Below are 18571 nucleotides of genomic sequence, written 5' to 3' on the forward strand. Positions count from 1 at the left end.
AGAGCTCCAGCCTTCCAAGCTGGTTGTCGCGAGTTCGAGCCTCGTCTTTCGCTCTTTTAAAGCCTCAAGCATTGTTTGAGGCTTTTTTGTTTTAGACAAAATGTAAATTCCAAATTCCAATTTTATAGTTACCTACTTTTTTATTTTGGAATTTGGAATTTGGAATTTGGATTTTTTATTTTATATCGCTCAAATCACTTTCAGGTTCTAATTCTGTAGCTTCTTGATTTTGTTTAAATAATCTTGCGGATAAATCTCCTTTCAAAGTGATTTTGTCTCCTTTTACATCCAGCCAGCTTCCTTCTCTTAATCCTAAAACCGGAATAGTATTGAATGCATGAAATTCTTTAATTCTTGTTTCTCGCGTTTCTCCCATATGTTTAGATTGTAAATCAGCATCCAGATAATGCGGATTTAAATTAAAAGGGATTAATCCTAAGGTCTGGAAACTTGGCGGGTAAATAATGGGCATGTCGTTAGTTGTCTGCATTGATAAACCGCAGATATTGCTTCCGGCACTTGTTCCTAAATAGGGTGTTCCGTTTTTTACCTGTTTTGAAAGAAGCTCCATAATTTTGTGTTTGTAAAGCTGTGTTACTAACAGAAATGTGTTTCCGCCGCCCGTAAATATTCCTTCTGCATTTTGTATGGCTTTTTGCGGATCTTCAAATTCATGGATTCCCTGAAGGGAAATGTTTATGGAAGCAAAGGCCGCAGCTGCTTTTTTTGTGTATTCGTCGTGAGAGATACCTCCGGGACGTGCATAAGGGATGAATAAAACAGTGGTGCAGTCTTTAAAATGTAATTTTAGTGTGGGTAATAAATACTCCAGATAACTGCCGCCGTGAAGGGTAGAGGTGCTGGCGATGATAATGCTTTTCATAATTTTAAACTCAAATTCTAATGGGTTAAAGGTATTAAAAAAAAGCGCAGTGGTTCGTAAATGATGAATTCGGGTTTAATTAACATATTTTTACCAACTCGTTAATACTAAATTTGGAACACATTAGGATATTTTTACCTTTTTAATAAAATCTTAAATTTTTTATTTTGACAAAGCATATCGTTTGTTTTTTAGTGGCTGTTTTGAGTCAGAATACCTGGTCTCAAAGTCAGGAGCGTTCGCTTATAAGCGGAAAAATAGCAGCAAACACACATGATCTGGAAGGAGTGTATGTGGTTAATATGCAGACTGAGGAGATGACGGCTACTGATGCATCAGGATCTTTTTCTATTTTAGCGAAGCCTGATGACACACTGGTTTTTTCATCTATTCAGTTTAAGGAAAACAGGGTTGTACTGACTTGTGAAAGTTTTACCGACCTGAATTTTACAGTACGGTTAAGTCTCATTGTGCATCAGCTTCAGGAAGTTATTGTAAAACGGTATGACAATATAAATGCAGTGGCTTTAGGGATTGTTCCGGCAGGCCAGAAAACGTATACAGAAGCCGAACGAAAACTGCATACGGCTTCGGCTTTAAATGCAGAAGCAAATGCCGGAGGTATGGTGGGAGGTTCTATTTCGGCAGATCCGCTGCTGAATTTTTTTTCCGGCAGGACTGCTATGCTGAAAAAAGAGGTTGAAGTAGAAAAGAAAGAGTTTTTTATGAGGCTTCTGGAAAAAATGTTTACTCTGGAACATTTTATTGACCGTCTGAAAATCCCGGCCGAATATGTAAAAGGATTTGAGTATTATGCGGTCGAAAACAAACAGTTTACCAATATTTTAAATTCTAAAAATAAAACATCAACAGAGTTTCTGCTGGGCGAACTGGCAGTAAAGTATAAAGAGATGATTGCGGGTGAGATTAAGTAGTCTTTTCAATAGTGTTCTGTTTGTTTCTTTTGCTCAGCTGAGTTTTGGGCAGGAAGCTGTTTTTAAAAAGATAACAGGACAGATTTTTGAGAGTGCTGCTCCTGTTGAGGGGGTAAATGTTATAAATACTGCTGCTCAGGTTTCTGTGGTTTCAGATGTTGATGGGAAGTTTGTAATTGAGGCAAAAACAGGTGATGTTCTGGTTTTTTCTTCAGTAAATCTGGAAACTTATAAATTACGGGTTTCCCCGGAAGATTTAAATTTTCTTGTCATTAAAATGAAAGAAAAGGAAATCGGGCTGAAAGAAGTCTTTGTTAAGGAAGGAGCCGGAATTACGGCAGAAAATTTAGGAATTGTGCCTCACGGGCAAAAGACATATACGGCGGCTGAAAGAAAACTTGCGGCTGCAGGCGATCTGAAGCCTTCGGCTTTTTTAGGTCTGCTGGGAGGTTCAATGCAGATAGATCCTGTTATCAATAAGATTAATGGGCGGACAGCCAGACTAAAAAAGCTTGTTGAGTTAGAAAGAAAAGAGATCAGTATTGAGAAATTAGGGTATCTTTTTGAAGACCGTTATTATATTGATTATTTAAAAATCCCAAGTGAATACGTTGCGGGATTTAAGTTTTATGTTGTCGAAAATCAGGAGGTTTGTGGGTTTTTGAGAGAAAATAATAAAGTAAAACTGGAGCCGTTAATGAATCAGCTGGCTCTGCAATATATAGAAACACTTGCAGGTGAAATTAAGTAACACTTTACATATATTCTTATTCTTTTTTGTTCAGCTGGGACTGGCTCAAAGTGCCTCTCCAAAAGAAATGTTAGGACAGATTTTTGAAAAAACCACTTCGGTTGACGGTGTAACGGTTGTTAATAATACGACACAGGTTTCTACGGTTTCGGATGCCGACGGAAGGTTTGCTATTGCGGTTAAAGAAGGAGATGTGTTGGTTTTTTCGGCGGTAAACCTGGAGCCTCTTAAACGGCGTATTTCTGCAGAAGATTTAAATGTAAGTGTCCTGCTAATTAAAATGACAGCTAAAGAAATTGAATTGAAAGAAGTGGTAGTTAATGATAATTACGGAATTACCGCTGAAAATTTAGGAATAGTGCCCCGCGGGCAAAAGACATATACGCCTGCCGAAAGGAAAGTATATACCGCTACATCCACTTCTGTGGATAAAGTTTTAAATGCGATTTCAGGCCGTACGGCAATGCTCAAAAAAGAGATCAAAGTAGAAAAAAAGGAGATGCTTTTTAAAAAGATGGAATACCTTTTTGATGAGAATTATTATACTGACAGATTGAAAATTCCGGCAGATGACATAAAAGGATTTCAGTTGTATTGTGTGGATGATGCCGAATTTGCCGTATCTTTGGATACGAAGAACAAAACAATGAGTATGTTTTTAATAACAGATTTAGCCCGAAAGTATCTAATAATTCTTGAAAATGAAAAATAAACTAGTAGTATTCGTTGTTTGCGTATTTTGTCAAATAATGTCTGGACAAAACGAAGTAAGGAAGCCATTACATGGTCAGGTTACCAACAAATCGCTTAATATTGAAAGCGGTTATGTTATGAATATTAATGCCAAATCCAGAACTTTTATAGGACCTGGCGGATTGTTTGATATTTTGGCAAAACCAAAAGATACACTGCTTTTTACCGGACTGGCTTTTCAGGCCAAAAAAATAGTACTGACAGAAAAAGACTGTTCACAGATTCTTTTTTCAGTTCCTCTGGAGTTAGTTAGTAATGAATTAAAAGAGGTTTTGGTTCATAAAGATTTAAAGGTAAAATCCCTGGATAGTAATACTCAGAAATATGTTGATATGCAGTTCGAAGACGATAAACAGTCAACAGCAAAAAATACGGTAATGTATTCCGATCAGACCATTAAATACGGAATGGATTTTGTCCGAATTTTTAAGGACGTTAAAAAACTGCTTTCTAAAGACGATGAAGTAAAAGAAGAAGTTATTTCGGATATCGCTTTTGTGGAGTATTCTAAAGCAAATTTCAAACCGGATTTCTTTACACAGACTTTAGGGCTGAAAAAAGATGAAATTGATTTGTTTTTGATGTACTGCTCTAATGATCCTGAGTCAAAAAGACATCTTAATGAAGATCAGAAATTTGAGCTGATTGATTTTTTGATCAATAAAAACAATGAGTTTAAAAAAGTGAAAGCTTCCCAATAATGAAAAAACGATTTATTTATCCTTTGATCGGGATATTATTTATTTCCCTTTCGGCTTTTGCGTTCCATAAATTTTATGTGGGGGTTTTTCAGGTGGAGTATGCCGCCGAGAAGAAAATGATTCAGATTACCTCACGTATTTTTATTGATGACCTGAACAACGGGCTTGAAAAAAAATACCACAAAAAAACATTTGCAGGCACAGAGAGGGAAACTCCTGCCGATGTGGATTTATTAAAAAAATATCTTTCCGAAAATTTTAGTATTAAGATAAATGGGCAGTTAAAGCCCATTACTTTTTTGTCTAAAGAAGTAGAAGGTGATGTTTTGGTTTGTTACTCCCGAATAAAAGATATTGACAAATTTAAAACCATTGAAATATCCAATACGATACTTGTTGACTGGAATTCTGAACAGCAGAATATTACACATATTTCAGCATTTGGTACCAAAAGAAGTGTTCTTTTTACAGAATCGTCAAGGAAAGAATTGTTAAAGTATTAATTAATGGGTTAGATTATAAGATTAATTACTATTTTCACACACTGACAAAATTACCAGTAAAATTTTATGAAAAAGCTTTCGTTATTATTACTTTTTCCTGCCATATTAATTGCTCAGGAAAAAACAGCTACACCCAGACAGCAGGGGAAATACGATACCAATAAGTTCAGTCAGATGTATGATCTGCTGGCTACGCCTAATATGTTTCGTACTGCTTCAGGAGCTCCGGGACCTGCTTATTACCAGCAGCAGGCCGATTATAAAATTGACATTGAATTGGATGATAAAAATTCAAAACTCAGCGGTTTTGAAACTATTACCTATTCTAATAATTCTCCTGATAGTTTAGAATATTTATGGGTTCAGCTTGATCAGAATCAGGCAAGAGCAAACGGACAGTCGGTTTTGGCAGAAGGAGAAAAAATCAATCAGGTTTTGCCACTCGAAGGTTTTTCGTCTAAATACCTTAAGAAAGATTTAGAACGCGGGTTTAATATCGAACAGGTAAAAGATGCTAAAGGAAATCCGCTTTCGTATACCATCAACGAAACGATGATGCGTATTAATCTGGCCTCACCTTTAAAACCGGGAGAAAAAATTTCATTTTCTGTAAAATGGTGGTACAATATCAATAATTACAGAAAAGAAGGCGGACGTTCAGGTTATGAATTTTTCGAAAAAGATGGTAATAAATTATATGTAATTGCGCAGTTCTATCCTAGAATGGCAGTGTATAATGATGTAGAAGGATGGCAGAATATGCAGTTTTGGGGAAGCGGTGAGTTTGCCCTTCCTTTTGGAAATTTTGACGTAAACATTACTGTTCCTGCTGACCATGTTGTAGATGCAACGGGAGAATTAACAAACAGAAGCGAAGTCTTTACAGCTGAACAGGTGAAACGTTACGAACAGGCTCAGAAATCATTTGATAATCCGGTTGTAATTGTAACACAGGCAGAAGCAGAAGCAGCAGAGAAAGGTTTTTCCGAAAAGAAAAAAACATGGAAATTTAGCGCAAAAAATGTACGTGATTTTGGAATTGCTTCTTCGAGAAAATTCATTTACGATGCAATGGCTGTGAAAATAGGGAACAGAACCGTTATGGCGGAATCTGTTTACCCAAAAGAATCTAACCCGCTTTGGGGAGAAACCTCTACCAGAGTTGTGGCGCATACTTTAAAAAGCTATTCTTCCCATACTTTCGATTATCCGTATCCAAAAGCAGTATCCGTTTCGGCTGAAGATCAGGGGATGGAATATCCAATGATTTGTTGGAATTACGGACGTCCGGATGAAAACGGCGTGACAAGTAAAGAGGTTAAAAACGGAATGATCGGGGTTATTATCCATGAAGTGGGACATACTTTCTTTCCTATGATTGTAAACTCTGATGAGCGTCAATGGACCTGGATGGACGAAGGGCTGAATTCCTTTTTAGAGTATCTGGCAGAACAGGAATGGGATTCGACTTTCCCTTCAAGACGCGGACCAGCTAAAAATATTGTTCCCTATATGAGCGGCGATCAAAAGTTCTTAGAACCTATTATGTCTAATTCTGAAACAATTCATCAGTTTGGAAATAATGCTTACGGAAAACCGGCTACAGGTTTGAATATTTTAAGAGAAGTAGTTATGGGAAAAGATTTGTTTGATTATGCCTTCAGAACCTACGCCAACCGATGGAAATTTAAACACCCTACTCCTGAAGATTTCTTCAGAACGATGGAAGATGCTTCTGCGGTAGATTTGGACTGGTTTTTCAGAGGATGGTTTTATTCAACTGATTTTGTAGATATCGGAATCAAAGAAGTAAAGCAATATTATGTTTCGGATACCCCGACAGCAGATCTTAAAGACGTAAAAGTAAGAAAAGGCCGTTTTGGATACGAAAAAGGTCCTTTTGTTTACTTAGTGGCAGGAGATAATCCGGAAGTGAATGCTGCTAAGAAAAAAGAGTTAAAACTGGAAGATGTAAAACCGCTTGCAGATTATGTTGACCAGACTTTTACAGCTGAAGAAAAAGCGGGTATTAAATCACCTAAATACTTCTATGAGGTTGAATTTAATAAGCCAGGCGGAATGATTATGCCTATTCTCGTTGAAATTACTTATGAAGACGGTACCAAAGAGAATTATCAGTATCCGGCTCAGATCTGGAGAAAAAGTAACGAGACGGCTAAAAAAGTTTATGCTACTGCAAAAGCTATAAAAAGCATACAAATCGACCCGAAATTATTGACGGCTGATATTGATGTAACGAATAATTCATGGCCAAAAGTGGAACAAAAATCCAAATTTGACTAAGGAAACACTTAAAAGACTCTGCAAAGAGTCTTTTTTTTTTTAAGTAAATTTTAAAACTGTGCGCTTCAAAATTTAATATCTTTGTGGCACATCAAAAATAAAAGATATGTTCGGTATAGGAGGAGGAGAATTAGTTTTCATACTGTTTATAGTACTAATGCTTTTTGGTTCAGATAAAGTTCCGGAAATTGCACGTACTATGGGGAAAGCTATGGCTCAGTTAAAAAATGCAACTAACGATATTAAAAGCGAAATTCAAAAAGGAGCGGAGGCAAATGGTCTTGATGCAAAATCTTTGAATAATCTGACAGGGAATATTAACGCCGAGATTCACAACGCAAAATCTAATTTATTAGGTGACACGAATAATTTACTTGATATTAGTGATACAACTGCTGAAATTGACAAAGTAAAAGAAGATATAGATTCACTTTCAGGGCCCATAAAACGTCAGAGATAATATGCTTGAAAAAATAAAAGAATTAGATATCAGTTTATTGGTATATTTAAACGGATTAGGTTCTGAAACATACGATAAATTCTGGCTGATTATTACCAATCAGCTGTACTGGACTCCCTTCTTTTTGCTGTTGTTTTATCTTATTTATAAAAAAATAGGCGGAAAACAGACTTTGTATTTACTGCTTTTTATAGCCGTTTTAATTGCTTTTACGGATCAGACCTGTAATTTATTTAAACATACTTTCCAGCGGTTACGACCATGTAACAATCCTGATCTGAGTTCTATAATAAGAATTGTTCAGGTTAGAAAATCATTTAGTTTTTTCTCCGGACATGCGGCCAATACAATGGCAGTAGCCACTTTCCTGTATCTGGTTTTAAAACGTTATTTTAAATATCTGGGCTTCCTGTTTTTATGGCCTCTTATTTTTGCTTACAGCCGCATTTATTTAGGTCTGCATTATCCGGGTGATATATTGGCCGGATATTGTTTTGGAGCTCTTTTCGGATTCCTTATTTATCTGGCGTACCGAAGATTAAAACCACAATATTTTCCGGGATAATTTTTAGATGTTTAGAGGAATCTCCTGCTTTATATATAAAAACAAATAAGGCTTTAATCCGTTTGGTTAAAGCCTTATTTGTTTTAAGTTAGTTCTTCAAAATCGTTTTTTCACTCCATTCCAGACCTCCCGGAAGCTGTTGTCTGCTGAATTCAATATGAATTACTCTTCTTCGTTCGTTGTTGGTAGTTTTATTGGAAGCATGAAATAACAAAGGTTTCATGATCATAATACCGCCTTTTTCTACTTCGCAGATTGTTTCTTTTTCGGTTTCAAAATCCAGATTTTCGATTCTCAGAATTCCTTTGGAATGCGAATTGTTGATGACTTTTAAAGCGCCATTCTTTTTCGTGGTTTTGTCAATATGAATTCTGACAGTAAAGTTGTCTTCTAAAATTTCTTTAGGGGGCTGTACTGCGAACTGATTTTGTTTGACAGTCCAGTTCTCAAAATTTTCTGCATCTGTTTTTTTGTCCACAGATATCGTTAAATCCTGATGGTAAGCGACAAACCAGTTTGATTTTTCAGGTTTATCAAAATAAATGGATTTGGTTATAAAATAGCCTTTTCCAAAATTCAGCGCTATGATTTCTTTTAAATTTTGATTGAAAATATGTTCTAAGGTTTCCGGGATCTCTTTATGAAATTGTCTGATTGCAAATAAATCCTGAGATTTTCTGAAAACGGCATTGTCCGAATCTTTTTCGGTTGCTTTTTCAATTAATGAAATCAGTTTTTCTACTTCATTTTCAGAATAAACATGGTTTATAATAGCAAAACCTTCCGCGTTTATTTCGGTACTGTAATTCATGTTTTTAAAGTCTTTATACTATAGTCTCAGGTTGGCCTGGGGTTGGGTTGCTTTATAAAACCCTGCTTACCGTCAATCCGTCTCGGATAGGCAGTAAAACGGTTTCTACTCTTGGGTCGTTTTTTAAATGCAGGTTGTATTCTAAAAGTACTTTGGTACTGGTGTCATTAGGATGAACCGGCTCCAGGATTTTCCCGCTCCATAATACATTATCAGATAAAATGATTCCGCCTTTGTTCATTTTTGGAACAATCTGCTCCCAGTAATTGAGGTAATTTTCCTTATCGGCATCAATAAATACAAGGTCAAATTTGATGTCTAATGAGGGAATAATGTCAATGGCTTCACCTAAATGCTGAAAAATCTGATTTCCCCAGGGAGAAGCATCAAAATATTTTCTCTGGAAATCGACTAATTCTTCTTTGATATCAATAGTATGCAGCTGTCCGTTCTCCTGCATTCCTTCACATAAACAAAGCGCCGCATAACCGGTGTAAGTCCCAATTTCCAAAATATTTACCGGACGGATTAATTTGGAGAGCATGCTTAAAACGCGGCCCTGAAAATGTCCGCTCAGCATTCGGGGCAAAAGTATTTTCTGGTAGGTTTCTTTATTAAGTTTCGCCAGCAGTTCCGGTTCGTTTTCAGAATGCTGTTCGATATAGTCTTCTAATTCCTGTGATATAAAATGCATTTTGTAGTAGTTGTAATTGGATACAAAAATACAAAAAAATATCCGGAGGTTATCCGGCATAAAAAAACCATCCGTGTTTACGAATGGTTTTGAATTTAGGTTGAATGAAAATTATTTTTTCAAAGCTTCATTGACGTCTTTAGCTGTTTTTACCGTTCCGTCTTTGGCAGCTTTGGCAGCGTTTTCAATTTTTTCAGCTCCTTTTTTAGTAGCGTCTTTTACATCTTCAGCCGCTTTTTTAGAAGCATCTTTTACATCCTGAACAGCATTTTGAGTAGCATCTTTTGCTTTTACGGCTGCATTCTCTGCTTTGCTTACAGCGCTGTCTTTTACTTCTTCGATATCAGTTGTCAGAGAATCAACTTTGTTGCCAAGAGTTAATTCTTCATCTGCAGGTTTTGTTTCTTTTTTGTCGCAGGATTGAACACCTAATGCTAATAAAGCAACCACAGCTAAACTTAAAATTTGTTTTTTCATAATAATTTGTCTTTTTAGGTTATAAAATTTAAAAGGTTATAAAGTGGAATAATAAAAATACAAATTTTAAAATTAGTGCGCGCTTTGTAAGATTATTTTTTCTGAAAAGTGCAAGACAATTCTTGTGCCAAAATTTTCATTTTAGAAAAACTGCAGAAAAAAAATAAATCAAAGAAATCAGGATTTTCAGAAAAACAGGTTAGTCTTTGTAAAGACTGAAGTTGATAATAATATCATCTTTTACCTTAATTAAACCGGCCATCTTTACAGGCGGTTCCAGTTCGATATCAGAAAACTTTAAATTAAGGGTTCCCTGAATTTTATCATCGGTATTGTACAGAATGAAATCTTTGTATTTTAATGTTTTGTCGGTTATGTAAAAATTAAGTCTGCATTTGTAGTTTTTTCCGTTTTGTTTTACATCGCTGATGCACACGGTGCTGTTTGGAAATTGTTTCACTTTTACAGTTCCCTGTAAATCTTTGGTCATAATTTTATTTCCGCAGTCAAAGTTGGACATTTTAATATCAGTGTTAAAAGCACTCTTTTTAACGGAATTTATATATACCGTATCTTTTGTAGAAAAGGTATTAGAGCAATTGTATTTGCCCACAGTAGATATTCCGGTAATTTCTATTTTTATTTTATTTATTACCAGAGCAGTATCTTCTGCTAAAAAAGTGGGTTTAGCACTTCCTAATAAAAAGAATATTACTAAACCCATAATTAAGATAACAAATCTCGTTTTCATTTTTTTTTTATTAGAACGCAATGGTTGCTTCGAATACTAAACCTTCAAATTTACCACCGTAAAAGTTGTTTAGGTTTCCAGTAGCAGGATCTCCTGTAAATTGTGAATAATCTTTATATTGTTGATTAACGTAGTTTAGTTTAGCTAAGATGTTTTTAGTCATGAACCAGCCGGCACTAGCTTCAAATTTATCTACGGTAACCTTTTTAGCATCGGCATTAGATAATTTTCCGGATACGGTATTGTATTTTCCTCCAATATAGAATTGTTCACTGTTTCCAAATCTGTAAATAAGCTCTGAAGCATATTGATTAGCAGTACGTTTGTCGTCAGTACCAGCTTTATCTCCTCCTGAAGCTAATTCAATTGTTCCGAAGAATTCAAGTCCTTTATACTTCACAAATGGGTTAATCATGTAGGTAGTAGCCCAGTTTTTGAAATTAGGATTGTATGTTGCTTCCGGAGTAGATGTTTTACTAAAAGTAGTGGCAACATCATTAACAGTTGTAGTAACATTCCCGTTGGTATCTGTCTTAGTGATCGTATTTTTATAGGCATTATTATTCAGAATACCCCAATAACCAAATCCTGATCTGTTAGCAGAATAGATGTTTGCGTTTCCAAGATTGGCATTATGATAAAGAGAACCCGTTAATCTCACTCTTAAATCTTCATTAAGCTGTTTGTCATAACCCAGTTTAGCTAAGATTGAAGGGCTGTGTGTTGTATTGGTGTTTGGTCCGGTAGTGTAGAAAACTTCTTCATTACTTTGATTTAAATTACCATTGGTAACCCCTAACATACTTACCAGTCCATTTCTGTTGTAGTAAACCTCCATACCCATTTCTGTTGTAAAAGAATACATGATATTGTTTCCAACAAAGGCATTTCGGATTGTATTACCATTATCAGAACCTCTGAAGTGGGCATCACCAAAATTGTTCTCCATCTGTCCAATTTTAATGGTAGCATATTTCATTACATCAGCCAGGAAGTCTTTTTTGATGAAGTCTAACTTGTCAATTTGCAAGTACCCACCTTTTACATAAGAATCATTGTGGTGTCTTGAAGCTAAATAAATATCTAAGTTTACTCTTACTCCGTCAAACAATTGAGCTCCAAGATACATGTCAGCTCCAGGAAGCGTAAAATTGTTTTCCGTATTCATTAAACGATATCCTGTAATAGATCTGACAGTAGTTCCGGCAGCTGTAGTAGTCGTAGTCGTAGAACTGGCAGGCTGGTCGTTGAATGAATTTGTTGCCTGGAAATCCATATTGAAAGCACCTCCCAGGTCAATGCTGAGGCCTTTAAATTCTCTGGTATCTTTTTGTACGTCGAAAACATTGATACCGTCTTTCCCTCTGGAGATTTGGTTTTGCATGTTTCCAAAACTAACTTGTGCATTGACAGCAAATGTGCTGATTAAAGTAATGCATAATACATAAATCTTTTTCATGGCGGTTATAGATTAAAGTTTAGGTTAAATTTTATAGTTAAATCCTGTCCGGTTTTAATAGTGCCCAGCATCGCTGTTGGAGACTTCATTCCAAACTCTGTAAAAGTGATTTTGTTGGTTCCCTGCAGATTCAGTCCGTCTTTGGTAACCGTTGTTTTTACAGTAGTTTTGTACACTTTGCTTACTCCGGCAATAGTATAAGTTCCGGTTAGCTCCCAGCTTGTTTCGTTTACTTTTTCGGCAGATTTCAGTACGTATTTAATGGTTTTGTTTTTATCTGTTTTTAAAGTCTCGTAAGCTACCTTATCCATGCTTTTTTTCTCACTTTTTATGGTTTCTGCCGGAAGGTTGATTGTTAATGCTTCTATATCGGTTAGTTTAGAGTTGGCAATCGTGAAATTGGCAGTTCCGGTTCCGGAGGCCGATTTCATTTCCCAGTCGTGCAGTGTCGAAGTTCCGGCAACTGAGAAAGTAGATTTGCTGTCTAAAGTGTATGATTTTTGTGCTGTAGCAATGGAGGTAATTCCGAAAAATGCTATGACAGCTGCGAAAAGTTTTATTGTACTGGTTTTCATTTTTGTCATGTTTTTGTTTAAAAAAAATTAAGTTAATGTTAGGCCTGTTTTAACTTAGTGCTGATTATGTTGTTTTAACTTGTATCAAAGATCCCCCTATAAATCAGTTTAATACATGATAAAAATCATTGTTAAAATTTTATTAAATTGATATTTAATAACTACAACGTTTTCATTTTTATGTAAATCAGTCATAGTGTTAAAAATGACTCTTGATTTTTATCAAATTGTTATTTGAGGGAGTCTGTGAAGTAATTTTGAAGAACGTATTTTATTTATAATTTCAAGGAGATAAACCTGTTTAGCTTAGAATAATGTTGAAAATGACGGTTAGGTCTTTTCCTGCTTTTACCACACCAAGAGCTGCTTTTGGAGGAGTCATTTCGAAATCGCCAAAAGTGATTTGGTTAGATCCCTGAAGAATAAAGGTTCCGTTTGACGAGGTAACTTTTACCTGAGTCTCGTATTCTTTACTGACACCCGCAATGGTATAGGTTCCGGTTAAGTTCCAGGTGGTGTCATCTACTTTAGTCGCAGATTTCAAAACATATTGAATATTTTGATGAGTTTCGGTATCCAAAGCTTCATAGGCAACTTTATCCATACTTGATTTGTAGCTTTTTAAGCTCTCTGCAAGAAGAGTAATGGTTAGGCTGTTTATACCGGCAAGTTTAGAGTCTTTTACAGTTAAGTTTGCGATACCGGTTCCTTCTGTAGATCTCATTACCCAGTCATGTACAGTGGAAGTCCCGGCAACTTCAAAAGTTGATTTTGAATCTACAGTATATGTTCTTTGAGCATTTATTTGTAATGACAGGGTTGTGAAAATCACTGTTAATAGGATTGATTTAATTGTTTTCATTTTTGATAATGTATAGGTTAATTTTAATTAGGAAAGTTCTTTGATGTGGTTATGAACTGACCTTTTTTCTTAGACCAAAATTATCACCTACTTAGAGCATAAGAAATGATAAAAATCATAGCCAAAATTTTATTAAATTAATATAGTAAGGAGTGTCAGAACAGACCCGAAGCTGAATTTTAGTTTTTGAGAAAGAAATTTTTAGATTAAGTATTTTATTATCAATATTTTAATGTTTTGATTGTAAAGTGTTTAATCTGATAGATCCTAATTTTTTATGAAATACTACTGAATGCCTGTTTATAAACCCAGACAGAAATTTTTAATGACCGGAGTTTTTTTTTGATTTTATGCCGAAAACTTAAGAATGTATCTAAAAGGCAAAAAAAATGACAAAAGTGATTAACTTTGCAGCATGCAAATTGAGAAAAAAGATATAAGAGCCTTATCAAAAGATCAGTTACGTGATTTTTTTGTCGCAAACAACGACAAAGCTTTTCGCGGCAACCAGGTTTATGAATGGCTTTGGAACAAGGGAGCGCATAGTTTTGATGATATGACCAATGTTGCCAAATCAACAAGGTCTATGCTTGAAGAAAATTTTGTGATCAATCACATTAAAGTCGATACCATGCAGCGCAGTGAAGACGGAACGGTTAAAAATGCCGTACGCCTGCACGACGGTCTGGTGGTAGAATCTGTTTTAATTCCTACTGATACAAGAACAACTGCCTGCGTTTCCAGTCAGGTGGGCTGTAGTCTGGATTGTAATTTTTGTGCTACGGCAAGATTAAAACGTATGCGAAATCTCGAACCGGGAGAAATATACGATCAGATCATGTCCATTGATAAAGAAAGCCGTTTGTATTACAACCACCCGCTTTCTAATATTGTTTTTATGGGAATGGGAGAGCCTTTAATGAATTACAATAATGTCATTAAAGCGATCGATATGATTACTTCACCGGAAGGATTGGGAATGTCTCCAAAACGAATTACCCTTTCAACATCCGGAATTCCAAAAATGATTAAAAAAATGGCCGATGATGACGTAAAATTTAGACTGGCTGTTTCTTTGCATTCTGCTATCGACGAAACCCGTGCGAAGATTATGCCCTTCAGTAAAAACTTTCCTTTAAAGGATTTGAGGGAAGCACTGGAATACTGGTACCGAAAAACCAAAAGCAAAATTTCCTATGAATATGTAGTCTGGAAAGGAATTAATGACGATAAGGCTTCTGTAGATGCATTAGTGAAGTTTTGTAAATATGTTCCCTGTAAAGTCAATTTAATTGAATACAATCCAATTGATGATGGTGAGTTTCAGCAGGCTTCAGAAGAATCTATTATGGCTTATATCAAAGCACTGGAAAATATAGGTGTAGTCGTTAAAGTGCGAAGAAGCCGCGGAAAAGACATTGATGCTGCCTGTGGCCAATTAGCTAATAAAGAAGGATAAAAAAAAGATATACCGTACACAATGTCCTGCAGGGATATTGGATCAAAAACACTGATAAGCAAAAAAGCATTAAAAACAAGGGTGAATCTTGTTCTTAATGCTTTTTTTGGGCAAAAAGGGGATTTTATTTTTTCAGGTCAATTTCTTCCGTTACACCGTCTTTGGTTACAGAAGCCAAAGTGTCGCAATCTCCATTGCCATAATCAATCGTAGCCGAAGCCCCGTTTTTGGTAACCGATACGACTCCTTTAACCGCAAATGATTTTCGGCAGGAGGCTTTAAATTCCAAAGACGTAGTAATCTCAGCTGAATAAGTATCTCCGTTAGGTAAAGTTGTCGTTCCGCTTCCGGTCACAACAAACACATTGTCTTCCCAGTTAAACCAGGTATCATAACCTTCTGTCATTTCTTTTACCAAAGATCCTTTTCTGATATACGTACTTCCGTCATCAAAAGTAATAGTCAAATCAATTGCTGCTGTTGATACCGGATGTGCTTCTGCCTGTAAATCCGTTGCTTTTACAGTTCTTACAATACTTTTGCTTCCCTGTAGTTTTTTACCATTATGATAAAAGCCATCAAAAGTGTAGCTGATGTTTTGAGTAGAAGCCGAAAAATCATTGGAAAATGAAATGACCATTTTGCCTTTTACCGTATTCCCGTTATCAAGTGTACAGCCGTCAACACCAAAATCTACTGTTTTTGTAAAAGTATTATTAGTAAGAACGGTTGTAATAACAGCACAGCTTGGCAAAAAGTTTTTAATTGGGCCGCTGTGTTTGCTGTTTATATTTAATTGTGAATTAAACTGGTCTTCGGCAATATTGGTGACATCATCTATAGAAGCATCAATTTTGGCATTGGCTGCTATTTCATCATTTGTAATTACTTTACTAGTCCCGTCATTTGTGCTTTCATCAGAATTACAGCTTATAAATAATGATAAAGCGATGCATATTCCCATCAATAAAAATTTTGTTTTCATAATAAATAGTTTTCTTGGTTTTACTTTTAATTAATGAATTCAAATTAGTATTAGATTGAGGTGTTTTTGGATTGTTTTTTTGATTAGTATTGAAATTGTTGATATACTAACATAAAATAGACAACGTTTTTTTATTTAAAATAGTATATTTGGAATCGAAATGAATATTACTTCACAAATAAAACAGCCCATTCTAACAGAGATGGAACTTTTTGAAAAAAAGTTTCATGAATCGATGACTTCAAAGGTTGCGCTACTGAACCGGATTACTTATTATATCGTAAACCGAAAAGGAAAACAAATGCGTCCGATGTTTGTATTTCTGACGGCCAAAATGGTTTCCGGCGGCACTGTAAACGAAAGAACGTATCGCGGGGCTTCAGTTATTGAACTGATTCATACAGCGACTCTGGTTCACGATGATGTTGTGGATGACAGTAACCGCCGCCGTGGTTTCTTTTCGATCAATGCACTCTGGAAAAATAAAATTGCTGTTTTAGTCGGGGATTATCTGCTTTCCAAAGGATTGTTATTGTCAATTGATAACGGTGATTTTGATTTACTCCGCATCATTTCAGTAGCGGTTCGGGAAATGAGTGAAGGGGAACTGCTTCAGATCGAAAAAGCCCGCCGACTTGATATTACAGAAGATGTTTATTATGAAATTATCCGCAAAAAAACAGCAACCCTTATTGCAGCCTGCTGTGCCCTTGGTGCAAAAGCTGTAATCGAAGATGAAATTCAGGTGGAGAATATGCGAAAATTTGGCGAGCTGATCGGAATGGCTTTTCAGATCAAGGACGATTTGTTTGATTACAGCGAAGAAGCTATCGGTAAACCAACCGGAATCGATATTAAAGAGCAAAAAATGACCCTGCCTTTAATTCATGTTTTAAATACCTGTACCCCGCAGGAAAAAAAGTGGCTGATCAACTCCATCAAGAATCACAACAAAGACAAAAAACGGGTGAAAGAAGTTATTGCCTTTGTAAAAGATAATAATGGTCTGGCTTACGCCGAAAATAAAATGGTCGAATTCCAGCAGGAAGCACTTTCCCTTTTAGAAAATTACCCCAATTCTGAATTCAAAGCAGCACTTACCTTAATGGTAAACTACGTTATTGAAAGAAAAAAATAATTTCTTTAATTAGAAAATCAGAAAATTTATTAATTAGATAATTGGTTTACTTTGTTGTAAATCAGTTGTCTATTTTTGTTTTGTTAGGATTTGATTTTTTTTTATTGAAAAATTTCATACCTCATGCAACCATTTCAAATTGACAATCGTCTATGCTGATAGAACTCTGTTTCTAAAACCAAAAACTGAAAAGCTTATTAATGAAAATTATTCATTTACATCAGGAAGAAACCAAAATCATAAAGCTGGCTGTCGAAAATAACCGACAGGCACAGCAGCAGATTTACGGGAAATATTCCTCAAAGATGTTAAGTGTATGCCGACAGTATATAAAGGACATTCAGCTGGCAGAAGATGTCATGATCACCGCTTTCATGAAAGTGTTTACTAATTTGAAAAACTTTGAGCATAAAGGCAGTTTTGAAGGCTGGATCCGCCGGATTATGGTAAACGAATGCATATCGTATTTAAGAGTTCAGAAGAAAGTCAAATTTGCCGAAGAGGAGTTTTTCATAGAGGAAAGTTTCAACGAAATAGACAGCCAGTTTACGGTCGAACAGATTCAGTTTTTAATTGATGCCCTGCCGGACGGATATAAAATGGTATTCAATTTATATGCAATCGAAGGGTATAAACACAATGAAATTGCCAAAATGCTAGGGATTAATGAAGGAACATCAAAATCGCAGTTATCGCACGCCAGAAAAATGCTGCAGACACAAATTACTATTTTAAAAAAACAAGATAATGGAACCGAATAATTTTGAAAAGGATTTCCGTGAAAAGCTAAATGAGCGCAGAATGGAACCAAGCGATAAAGCCTGGGACCGATTGGATGCCATGTTAAGCATCGCTGAAGAAAAGAAACCAAAAAAGAAAAGAAAATGGCTGTATATCGCTGCCAGTATGGCCGGGTTTTTACTGGCTGGAACCTTCTTTTTTAATCAGGAGAAAGAAAAAGAAAAGGTCGATGTAACAAAAAGTGTAGTAGTGGAAGAAAATGCCAAAACCGATTCAGTGATGAAACCGGTTTTAGATAATGATGATTCCGTTAAGACCGAAACAGTAATTGCAGAAAAACCTTCAGGGCAAAAGTCTCAGAAACCAGAAAATAATTTTAACCTAAAATCAGATAAAAACCTAAAAAATGAATCAGATCAAATAGCGGAGTCTTCAATCATCATCAACAATCAGGAAAAACAATCAATCAACAACAATCAGGCTGTAATGGCCGAAAATACCGGGAAAGAAAATATTGACCAGTTATTGGAAACGGCAGAGCATAAGGTTCTGGCAGAAAATCCGGTAAAAAAAACAAAAGTAAAAATCAATGCGTCGGATCTGCTTAATCAGGTCGACGGTGAGCTGGAGCTTTCTTTTCGTGAAAAAGTAATTACCAAAGTCAATAAAAATTACCAGACTGTTAAGGTGGCGCTGGCTAACCGAAACCAGCAGGAATAGGTTTTTTTCAATAACAATAACAATGGCAATAACAATTTAATATT

General features: G+C 35.7%; 21 protein-coding genes. 12 read left to right on the forward strand and 9 right to left on the reverse strand.

Annotated elements, in window-relative coordinates; all coding sequences use genetic code 11:
* Window positions 1-175: 175 nt before the first annotated feature.
* Window positions 176-883, reverse strand: coding sequence for a dipeptidase PepE (gene pepE / locus ACODST_RS21130; RefSeq protein WP_488934073.1), 708 nt, complete (start codon window positions 881-883; stop codon window positions 176-178).
* Window positions 884-1050: 167 nt separating this feature from the next.
* Between pepE and ACODST_RS21135 the strand changes: the two genes are divergently transcribed.
* The 8 genes from ACODST_RS21135 to ACODST_RS21170 all read left to right on the forward strand — a co-directional run bounded on the left by ACODST_RS21135 (window position 1051) and on the right by ACODST_RS21170 (window position 7855).
* Entirely contained in the window at window positions 1051-1818 is a 768-nt protein-coding gene (locus ACODST_RS21135) for a carboxypeptidase-like regulatory domain-containing protein (RefSeq protein ID WP_488934074.1), read from the forward strand.
* Window positions 1805-2569 (forward strand): carboxypeptidase-like regulatory domain-containing protein, encoded by a 765-nt coding sequence (locus ACODST_RS21140; RefSeq protein ID WP_488934075.1) that lies wholly within the window; start codon window positions 1805-1807, stop codon window positions 2567-2569. Before ACODST_RS21135 ends, ACODST_RS21140 begins: the two co-directional genes overlap by 14 nt.
* Before the next feature lie 67 nt (window positions 2570-2636).
* Window positions 2637-3281 carry a carboxypeptidase-like regulatory domain-containing protein gene (locus ACODST_RS21145; RefSeq protein WP_488934169.1) on the forward strand — a complete coding sequence of 215 codons (645 nt, stop codon included), beginning with the start codon at window positions 2637-2639 and terminating at the stop codon, window positions 3279-3281.
* On the forward strand, window positions 3271-4023 hold the full coding sequence (bamP, locus tag ACODST_RS21150; protein ID WP_488934076.1) for a BamP family beta-barrel-assembly machinery protein: 753 nt from the start codon (window positions 3271-3273) through the stop codon (window positions 4021-4023). Before ACODST_RS21145 ends, bamP begins: the two co-directional genes overlap by 11 nt.
* Entirely contained in the window at window positions 4023-4526 is a 504-nt protein-coding gene (locus ACODST_RS21155) for a DUF6702 family protein (RefSeq protein WP_488934077.1), read from the forward strand. The genes bamP and ACODST_RS21155 overlap by 1 nt, the downstream gene beginning before the upstream one ends.
* Window positions 4527-4592: 66 nt before the next feature.
* Window positions 4593-6830, forward strand: a complete 2238-nt coding sequence (locus ACODST_RS21160) for a M1 family metallopeptidase (RefSeq protein ID WP_488934078.1) — start codon at window positions 4593-4595, stop codon at window positions 6828-6830.
* A gap of 106 nt (window positions 6831-6936) precedes the next feature.
* Window positions 6937-7290 carry a Sec-independent protein translocase subunit TatA/TatB gene (locus ACODST_RS21165; RefSeq protein ID WP_488934079.1) on the forward strand — a complete coding sequence of 118 codons (354 nt, stop codon included), beginning with the start codon at window positions 6937-6939 and terminating at the stop codon, window positions 7288-7290.
* 1 nt (window position 7291) lies between these two features.
* Window positions 7292-7855, forward strand: coding sequence for a phosphatase PAP2 family protein (locus ACODST_RS21170; protein WP_488934080.1), 564 nt, complete (start codon window positions 7292-7294; stop codon window positions 7853-7855).
* A gap of 88 nt (window positions 7856-7943) precedes the next feature.
* On the opposite strand, the gene ACODST_RS21175 is transcribed toward ACODST_RS21170, so the two are convergent.
* From ACODST_RS21175 to ACODST_RS21205, 7 genes are all read right to left on the reverse strand, one after another.
* Complete coding sequence (locus ACODST_RS21175; protein WP_488934081.1) at window positions 7944-8666, reverse strand: phytanoyl-CoA dioxygenase family protein; 723 nt, start codon at window positions 8664-8666, stop codon at window positions 7944-7946.
* 52 nt (window positions 8667-8718) lie between these two features.
* Entirely contained in the window at window positions 8719-9360 is a 642-nt protein-coding gene (locus ACODST_RS21180; RefSeq protein ID WP_488934082.1) for an O-methyltransferase, read from the reverse strand.
* Window positions 9361-9471: 111 nt separating this feature from the next.
* The gene (locus tag ACODST_RS21185; RefSeq protein WP_488934083.1) at window positions 9472-9837 is read right to left on the reverse strand and encodes a hypothetical protein; all 366 of its coding nucleotides are present in this window, start codon (window positions 9835-9837) and stop codon (window positions 9472-9474) included.
* 199 nt (window positions 9838-10036) lie between these two features.
* A complete protein-coding gene (locus ACODST_RS21190) occupies window positions 10037-10588 on the reverse strand; it encodes a hypothetical protein (protein WP_488934084.1) in 552 nt (183 codons plus the stop codon).
* Between the two features lie 10 nt (window positions 10589-10598).
* Entirely contained in the window at window positions 10599-12047 is a 1449-nt protein-coding gene (locus ACODST_RS21195; RefSeq protein WP_488934085.1) for a hypothetical protein, read from the reverse strand.
* Window positions 12048-12052: 5 nt separating this feature from the next.
* Window positions 12053-12622 carry a YceI family protein gene (locus tag ACODST_RS21200; protein WP_488934086.1) on the reverse strand — a complete coding sequence of 190 codons (570 nt, stop codon included), beginning with the start codon at window positions 12620-12622 and terminating at the stop codon, window positions 12053-12055.
* A 301-nt stretch (window positions 12623-12923) separates the two neighbouring features.
* The gene (locus ACODST_RS21205) at window positions 12924-13484 is read right to left on the reverse strand and encodes a YceI family protein (RefSeq protein ID WP_488934087.1); all 561 of its coding nucleotides are present in this window, start codon (window positions 13482-13484) and stop codon (window positions 12924-12926) included.
* Window positions 13485-13899: 415 nt separating this feature from the next.
* On the opposite strand from ACODST_RS21205, the gene rlmN reads away from it, so the two are divergent.
* The gene (rlmN, locus tag ACODST_RS21210; RefSeq protein ID WP_488934088.1) at window positions 13900-14943 is read left to right on the forward strand and encodes a dual-specificity RNA methyltransferase RlmN; all 1044 of its coding nucleotides are present in this window, start codon (window positions 13900-13902) and stop codon (window positions 14941-14943) included.
* Between the two features lie 124 nt (window positions 14944-15067).
* Here rlmN and ACODST_RS21215 read toward each other — a convergent pair whose 3' ends face one another.
* On the reverse strand, window positions 15068-15928 hold the full coding sequence (locus ACODST_RS21215; RefSeq protein ID WP_488934089.1) for a hypothetical protein: 861 nt from the start codon (window positions 15926-15928) through the stop codon (window positions 15068-15070).
* Window positions 15929-16088: 160 nt separating this feature from the next.
* Between ACODST_RS21215 and ACODST_RS21220 the strand changes: the two genes are divergently transcribed.
* The 3 genes from ACODST_RS21220 (at window position 16089) to ACODST_RS21230 (ending at window position 18527) form a co-directional block, all read left to right on the forward strand.
* On the forward strand, window positions 16089-17066 hold the full coding sequence (locus tag ACODST_RS21220) for a polyprenyl synthetase family protein (protein WP_488934090.1): 978 nt from the start codon (window positions 16089-16091) through the stop codon (window positions 17064-17066).
* 200 nt (window positions 17067-17266) lie between these two features.
* A complete protein-coding gene (locus ACODST_RS21225; protein ID WP_488934091.1) occupies window positions 17267-17827 on the forward strand; it encodes an RNA polymerase sigma factor in 561 nt (186 codons plus the stop codon).
* Window positions 17814-18527, forward strand: coding sequence for a hypothetical protein (locus ACODST_RS21230; protein ID WP_488934092.1), 714 nt, complete (start codon window positions 17814-17816; stop codon window positions 18525-18527). Before ACODST_RS21225 ends, ACODST_RS21230 begins: the two co-directional genes overlap by 14 nt.
* Window positions 18528-18571 lie beyond the last annotated feature (44 nt).

Source organism: Flavobacterium sp. FG19 (genome assembly GCF_057809475.1).